General features: G+C 70.0%; 7 protein-coding genes. 6 read left to right on the top strand and 1 reads right to left on the bottom strand.

Annotation, left to right across the window (positions count from 1 at the left end; genetic code table 11):
• Positions 1-308 precede the first annotated feature (308 nt).
• From ACZ6SF_RS30885 to ACZ6SF_RS30860, 6 genes are all read left to right on the top strand, one after another.
• Entirely contained in the window at positions 309-1,118 is an 810-nt protein-coding gene (locus tag ACZ6SF_RS30885) for an LmeA family phospholipid-binding protein (protein WP_466066921.1), read from the top strand.
• Positions 1,115-1,555, top strand: coding sequence for a thioredoxin family protein (locus ACZ6SF_RS30880; protein WP_466066919.1), 441 nt, complete (start codon positions 1,115-1,117; stop codon positions 1,553-1,555). Before ACZ6SF_RS30885 ends, ACZ6SF_RS30880 begins: the two co-directional genes overlap by 4 nt.
• Before the next feature lie 634 nt (positions 1,556-2,189).
• Positions 2,190-2,666, top strand: coding sequence for a DUF4395 domain-containing protein (locus ACZ6SF_RS30875; protein WP_466066918.1), 477 nt, complete (start codon positions 2,190-2,192; stop codon positions 2,664-2,666).
• 33 nt (positions 2,667-2,699) lie between these two features.
• A complete protein-coding gene (locus ACZ6SF_RS30870; protein WP_466066916.1) occupies positions 2,700-3,533 on the top strand; it encodes a sulfurtransferase in 834 nt (277 codons plus the stop codon).
• A gap of 5 nt (positions 3,534-3,538) precedes the next feature.
• The gene (locus ACZ6SF_RS30865; protein ID WP_450001872.1) at positions 3,539-3,844 is read left to right on the top strand and encodes a DUF1416 domain-containing protein; all 306 of its coding nucleotides are present in this window, start codon (positions 3,539-3,541) and stop codon (positions 3,842-3,844) included.
• A 343-nt stretch (positions 3,845-4,187) separates the two neighbouring features.
• Positions 4,188-4,925, top strand: a complete 738-nt coding sequence (locus tag ACZ6SF_RS30860) for a heme-binding beta-barrel domain-containing protein (protein ID WP_466066913.1) — start codon at positions 4,188-4,190, stop codon at positions 4,923-4,925.
• Positions 4,926-5,180: 255 nt separating this feature from the next.
• On the opposite strand, the gene cydC is transcribed toward ACZ6SF_RS30860, so the two are convergent.
• Complete coding sequence (cydC, locus tag ACZ6SF_RS30855) at positions 5,181-6,977, bottom strand: thiol reductant ABC exporter subunit CydC (RefSeq protein ID WP_466066949.1); 1,797 nt, start codon at positions 6,975-6,977, stop codon at positions 5,181-5,183.
• Between the last annotated feature and the right edge of the window lie 70 nt (positions 6,978-7,047).

The following is a 7,047-nucleotide window of genomic DNA, read 5'->3' as shown; positions in this document are numbered from 1 at the left end:
GGCGGGGCCCTATTAACCCCGGTTCTTCACTCCCGGCGGTCGGTCGCTGCGCTCCCTCCCTCTGGTCGCTCCAGAACCGGGGCGGGCCCCGCCCATGGGTGCGGCCGGCCAGGAGAGGTCCGAGGCCTGCTGGTACCAGGCGGGCCGGCCACAGGTGCGACCATGCGGATGTACGCGGGTAACCGGACGCCGGGGGCGGGAGGCCTGGGTCGGGCGGGTGCTCGAAGGCCGCCATCCACGATTGCGCGTCGACCGGACTCGGACCAGCTGTGCGTGGGGCTCACAGAGCGTCTATTAGGGTGCATGACATGCGGAAGCTGATCATCGGACTGCTGTGCCTGGCCGGGCTGGCAGTAGTCGTCGACTTCGGCGCCGCCGCATACTCGGAGTACCGCGTATCCCGGTCGCTCCGGGTGGGGGCCGACCTGAGCGCCGACCCGGAGGTCACCTTCCACGGGTTCCCCTTCCTGCGGCAGGCGCTCGACGGCAGCTACGAGAACATCGAGATCAAGGCCGACAGTGTCCGGCCGGATATCCCCGGCGAGATCGGCCTGGAAGCGACCCTGCGCGGGATGCAACTGCCGCTCAGCGATCTGGTCGACGGCCGGGTGCGCAGTGTCCCGGTGGATCAGGTGGATGTCCGGATGCGGGTCGCGCCCACCGAACTCGGACGGCTCTTCGGCATCCCCGACCTCGAGGTGCATTCCCGCCCCGCGGACAAATCCGACGGGACCGGCGGATCCGGCGGATCCGGTATGACCACCGCGGGCGCCCTGGTCCTCACCGGGACACTGCCCGCGGCGCCCAGCGGCCAGCAGGGCGCCAGTTTCACCGGTGAACGGGTGAGTGTGGCGGCGGATCTGTCGCTCGACGGCGATCAGGTCCGGATCGTGGCCAGCGGTCTGTACACCGAGGAGATCTCACCGGTGCCCTCGGAACCGGTGGTCGCCGAGACCGACATCCCGGCGGTGCTGGCGATGTTCACCCGTACGATCGATACCAAGGAACTCCCGTTCGGCATCCGGCCCTCCGAGGTCACCGCCCTGGGCGGCCATATCGTGGTGGAGGGCCGGGGCAAAGACGTAACGATCGACCTGAACAGATTGCGGCGACCATGATCGAGATCACCATCCTGGCGGTAATGCTGCTGGCGGGCCTGGCGGTAGGCCTCTACCTGCGGAACCGTGAGGGCGCGGTGCGCTCGGCCCCCGCAAGCCTGGACCGCGACGGCGGCGAACGCGAGGAACTGCTGGTCGCCGCCGGAGTCACCGGCTCCGGCCCGGCGGTCCTGCACTTCTCCGCCGACTGGTGCGGCCCCTGCGCGGCGGTCCGCCGCGTGGTCGCCGACGCCACCTCGGGCCTCGCGGACTCCCCGCAGCCGCCGCGCGATATCGAAATCGATATCGACGCCGACCCCGCCCTGGCCCGCGCCCTCAACGTCCTCTCCCTGCCGACGACCTTCGTCTTCGACGCCGAGGGCCGCGAACGCTTCCGCATCTCCGGCGTCCCCAAAACCACCGACCTCCGCAGCGCCCTCACCCCCCTCACGGTGTAATTGGAGCGGCTCCGCCGCTCGAGGGCGGGGCCCTATTAACCCCGGTTCTTCACTCCCGGCGGTCGGTCGCTGCGCTCCCTCCCTCTGGTCGCTCCAGAACCGGGGCGGGCCCCGCCCTGGCGGGGGCGACCATTTGGACAAAGGTGAGAGTGCCGGGGCGCCCTTTTCCCGACCCGCACATCCAGGGGGGTTACCTGTACATATGCCCGCTGGAAACCACCCCACTTGCTCGAGGGAAACGCCGCACGAAAGGGTTCGGCCCGCGTCGGCTGTCAGCGCTCGAAGCGCATGTGGCGAAGCCACGAGTCTCGAGCGCTGACAGCCGACGCCCAGGAGGGCCGAACCTCGAGCAGCGGAGCTGCTCCAAAATTCCAGCTCCAAAATTCCAGCTTCCCCCTACCTGGTCGATCTCGGACGGGATTGGGTAGACTGCGCGTTGTGCAAAACCACCATGAGCTGATGCTCACCCGTCGCCGCACAGTCGACCTGTGCCGCCTCGGTGGTTGTTGCTGCCTGTGCCGCTGAGCGGTCGGGTCTTTTCCTGACGCCGACCACGGTTCGTCCGCGCGAGCGATTTCATCCCCCGGCGAACCGGCCGAATCCGCCGATAAGTTCGAGCGCAGGAGCTTCCTCCATGTCCACTACGTCCACCGACACCGTTTCGCCGCCGGCCGAGGTCGATATCCGCGGCCCGCGATTCGTGGCCTGGGTCACCACCGCGGTTCTCGTCGTCGTGCTACTGCTCGCCGGGATCGCGCCGGCCGCCGCGGCGGCCCTGATCGCCGTTCAGGCGCTGGTCTTCGGGCTGGGCGCCGCGCTCGGCCCGCGGCGGCACCCGTACGGCCTGATCTACGCCCGCCTGGTCGCACCCCGGCTGGGTCCGGTGACCGAGACCGAGCCCACGCCGCCGCTGCGGTTCGCCCAGCTGCTGGGCCTGATCTTCGCCGCGGTGAGCCTGCTCGGGTTCCTGATCGGCTCCTCCGTCGTCGGCGCGCTGTTCGCCGGCTTCGCGCTGTTCGCGGCGTTCCTGAACGCCGCGTTCGGCATCTGCCTCGGCTGCAAGATCTACCCGCTCGTCTCGCGGCTGTCCCCGTCCCCCACCACGCACTGAACCGAACCGCAAGTCACCACCGAAAGGAAGAAAATGGCTCGCTCCGATGTCCTGGTCTCCGTCGACTGGGCCGAAGAGAATCTCAAGACCCCCGGCGTCGTCTTCGTCGAGGTCGACGAGGACACCACCGCCTATGAAGGTGGCCACATCGAGGGCGCCGTCCGGCTCGACTGGAAGAAGGACCTGCAGGATCAGGTTCGTCGCGATTTCGTGAACCAGGAGCAGTTCTCCACGCTCCTCTCCGAGCGCGGAATCTCCAACGACGACGAGGTCATCCTCTACGGCGGCAACAACAACTGGTTCGCCGCCTACGCGTACTGGTACTTCAAGCTGTACGGCCACAACAACGTCAAACTGCTCGACGGCGGCCGCAAGAAGTGGGAGCTCGACGGGCGTCCCCTCTCCCGTGACGCGGTGTCCCGGCCGGCCACCCAGTACAAGGCCGCCCAGCCGGACAACACCATCCGCGCCTTCCGCGACGAGGTCATCGCCGCCATCGGCACCAAGAACCTGGTGGACGTGCGCTCCCCCGACGAGTTCTCCGGCAAGATCCTGGCTCCCGCGCACCTGCCGCAGGAGCAGAGCCAGCGTCCCGGCCATATCCCCGGTGCGATCAACGTGCCGTGGAGCAAGGCCGCCAACGAGGACGGCACCTTCCGTTCCGACGACGAGCTCACCAAGATCTACGGTGAGGCCGGCCTCGACGGCAACAAGGAGACCATCGCCTACTGCCGGATCGGCGAGCGTTCCTCGCACACCTGGTTCGTGCTGCAGGAGCTGCTCGGGCACCAGAACGTCAAGAACTACGATGGCAGCTGGACCGAATACGGTTCGCTGGTCGGCGCACCTATCGAGTTGGGAGAGTAATCGCCATGTGTGCAGCACCTACCCAAGGCCAGGACATCCCGGCCGGCGTCGATGTGGAGAAGGAAACGGTGATCACCGGCCGCGTGCTCGGCACCGATTCCGAGCCGGTGGGCGGCGCCTTCGTCCGCCTGCTCGACGGCAACGGTGATTTCACCGCCGAAGTGGTCGCGTCGGGCACCGGCGACTTCCGCTTCTTCGCCGCACCGGGCAGCTGGACCCTGCGCGCGCTGTCGTCCTCGGGCAACGGCTCCACCGAGATCCGCCCCGAAGGCCCCGGCATCCACAACGTGGACGTCACCGTCTCGAAGTAACGAAGACGGCCCGATGGCCCAGGACCGCCCGCACCGGCCGGTCCTGGGCCATCCGTGTTTCGGGGGCGCTCCCGGCGGCCGGGTATTCGCGCCCACCACCTGTGCCGAGTCCAGCGAGGCCCTCCAAGGTTTCGGCCCGTCCCCGCTTTCAGCCCTCGAAGCGAGGCGCCGAAGGCGCGAGTCCCGAGGGCTGAAAGCAGGGACCGAGGGGGCCGAAACCCGCGCGCCGGAGGCGCGCATAAGATGACCCTGTGGTCCTCTTCTTCGAGATTCTGCTGATCGCCGTGTCGGTTCTCATCGGCTGGTTCGGCCTGTACGTCTTCTACCGGCTGTTCACCGAGTCATGAGCGATCTCGCGAGCGAAGGTTCCGATCCGGCCGAGCGAGCGAGCGACAACAGCAACGGTAAGCCCCCGGCCGACCCCGCCGCCCAGAACGGGCGCGGCGGCGAACACCACTCGCCGCTCAGCGGTGATCAGGCGGTGGCCGACGCGGCCGAGCGCGCGCAGGCGACCGGCGGTCGCAATATCCCGGTGCTCCCCGACCTTCCGCTGCCCGACGATACGGCCAATCTGCGCCTCGGCCCGGATCTGAATCCGGCCATGCTGGCGCTGCTGCCGATGGTCGGGGTGTGGCGCGGTGAGGGTGAGGGCAACAATCCCGAGCGCGGCGATTACCGGTTCGGCCAGCAGATCGTGGTCTCCCATGACGGCGGGGACTATCTGAGCTGGGATTCGCGCTCCTGGTTCGTGGAGTCCGACGGCGGCTACGGCGGCCCGGATCTGCGGGAGCGCGGTTTCTGGCGGGTCGGGACCGATGACGACGACGAGGTGCTGGAGTTGCTGCTGACGCACAGCACCGGCATCGTCGAACTGTTCTACGGCACCGCGCTGACCCAGTCGTCCTGGGAGCTGGCCACCGATGTGGTGATCCGCAGCCAGACCGGTGCGGTGGTGGGCGGCGCCAAACGCCTCTACGGCATCGTGGAGGGCGGCGACCTCGCGTATGTGGAGGAGCGGGTGGTGGCCGACGGCCCACTGCAGCCGCGGCTCTCCGCGCGACTCCACCGCTATATCGGCTGAGAGCACCCCCGAAACGGGAACGACCCCCGAGCCGTATCGGCGCGAGCCCGCGGTAGGGATACCGGTGGGTCTCGCCGCCGATCCCGATCGGACGGACCGGGGACTCGGGGGCCGGGTGGCTGCCTGGAATTCGCTCATCGCTGTCGGGTGAACGGAATCCGTGCACAGCCGGCTACAGCGCTAGCTGACAGCCACCTCACGCGTCCTGAGAATTTCCATTCTTGGGATCACCTCCTTCCTTGTGTACCGACGAACTTAGCCACCGCAGGCGGGGGTCGGCAACGGAATTTCGTCGAGGGCGTAACGGCCGGCCGGGCGATCCGGGAAAGCGGCCCGGACCTGGCCCGACTCATCGACCGTGATCACCAGTCCGGCACGGTGCCCGATCGGCGGCTGATGGGTGACCACCACCACATCCCGGTCCGGTTCCACCAACCCGCTGTCGCGGTCGAGCAGGGCGCACAGCAGTTCGGCGCCCGCGGCCGCGTCGAGGTGTTCGGTGGGTTCGTCCAGCAGCAGCGCCGCGGCCGGTGACACCAGGGCCCGGGCGAGCAGGATCCGGCGCCGCTGGCCGCCCGAGACGGCGGCCGCACCGCCGGTCAGTTCGGTGTGCACGCCGTCGGCCAGTCCGTCGAGCCAGTCCCCCAGGCCCACGGCGCGCAGGGCGCGCTCGGCTGTACCGGCATCGAGGTCGCCGCGCGCCACTCGCAGGTTCTCCAGCACGCTGGTCCCGAAGAGATGCGCGTCCTCCGCGAAGAATCGCACCCGTTCGTCCGGGGTGTCGAACAGACCGGCCCAGGCCATCAGCAGGGTCGTCTTGCCCGCACCACTGGGACCGATCACCACGACCCGTGACGCGTGCGGACGCTCCGGGATCTGCCACTGGCCGTCGCCCACCCAGCCGATCACCACTCCGTCGGCGCGGCTGTCCGCGTAGGGGAACGGATGGGGATAACCGCCGGTCCCGAATCGTTTGCGGGTGCCGGCCGGTTCGGCCGCGGCGTGGCCGGTGACGGTCGCGTCGTCACCGGCCGGGCGGTGGTCGGGCGAGACAGCCCGCAGCCGGTGCAGGGCGGCACGGGCGACGGTGAGGGCCTGGGCAGCGGCCGGAAGCGCGCCCGTGGCCTCGAAGGACGACAGCGGCAGCAGGACCAGGACGGCCAGCGCCATCGGTGTCATCGCGCCCGGGGCGCCGCCGTCCGGACCGTACAGGGTGATACCGATGAGCAGGGCGGCCAGCACCGTGACCCCCGTCGCGAGCGGGATCGCGGCCGCGGCCCACGCGGTACGCCCGGCGGCCGCGTCTTCGGCGGCGAGCACCCGGCGGTTCGCCGCGGTGGCCGCGCCGAGAGCGGTATCCAGTTTCCCGGCCACCCGCAGTTCCGGCGCGTGGTCGAGCACCGTGAGCGCGTGCGCGGTGAACTCGGCGCGGTCGGCGCGGGCCGACCGTTCGGCGTCGGCGGCCGCCCGTGCGGACAGCCACGGCGCCACCACACCGGAAAAGATCAGCGCCGCCGCCAGGATCGCCGCGGCGGCGGGCGAGACGAACGCGAGCAGGGCGACCGCGGCCAGCGAGAGCACCAGCGCGACCGCCGCGGGGACGAAGGTGCGGACCACCACCGCGCCCAGGTCGTCGATATCGGTGCCCACCCGGACCAGCACATCGCCGCGACGCAGCCGCCCGGGTCCGCCGGGGGCGGTTCGGGCCGAACCGGTTCCGGCGACCCCCGGCTCGCCGTCGGAGCGCCGCGTCATCCACAGCGGCGCCCGGGCCAGCGCCCGGTAGACCGAGGTCCGCGCGGCCGTCATGGACCGCAGTGCCACATAGTGGGTCGCCAACCGCTCCAGGTACCGGCATACCCCGCGCGAGATACCCAGAGCCCGTACCGCGACCACCGCGACCGTCAGATCCAGTACCGGGGGCATCTGCCAGGCCCGGGCGATGAGCCAGGCGGCCAGCGCCGCCAGGCCCAGGCCGCTGCCCAGCGCGAGCACACCCCATGCGACCGCGACGGCCAGTCGCGAACGCGGGATTTCGAGCATGGCCCACATCTGCCGGATATCGCGGAGTAGCAACCGGGTGCGGACCCAGCGCCGGGCCGGGCGGACAGCGGGAGGCCGG

The organism is Nocardia sp. NPDC049935 (assembly GCF_055586645.1).
This window is presented reverse-complemented; position numbering and strand designations above follow the sequence as displayed.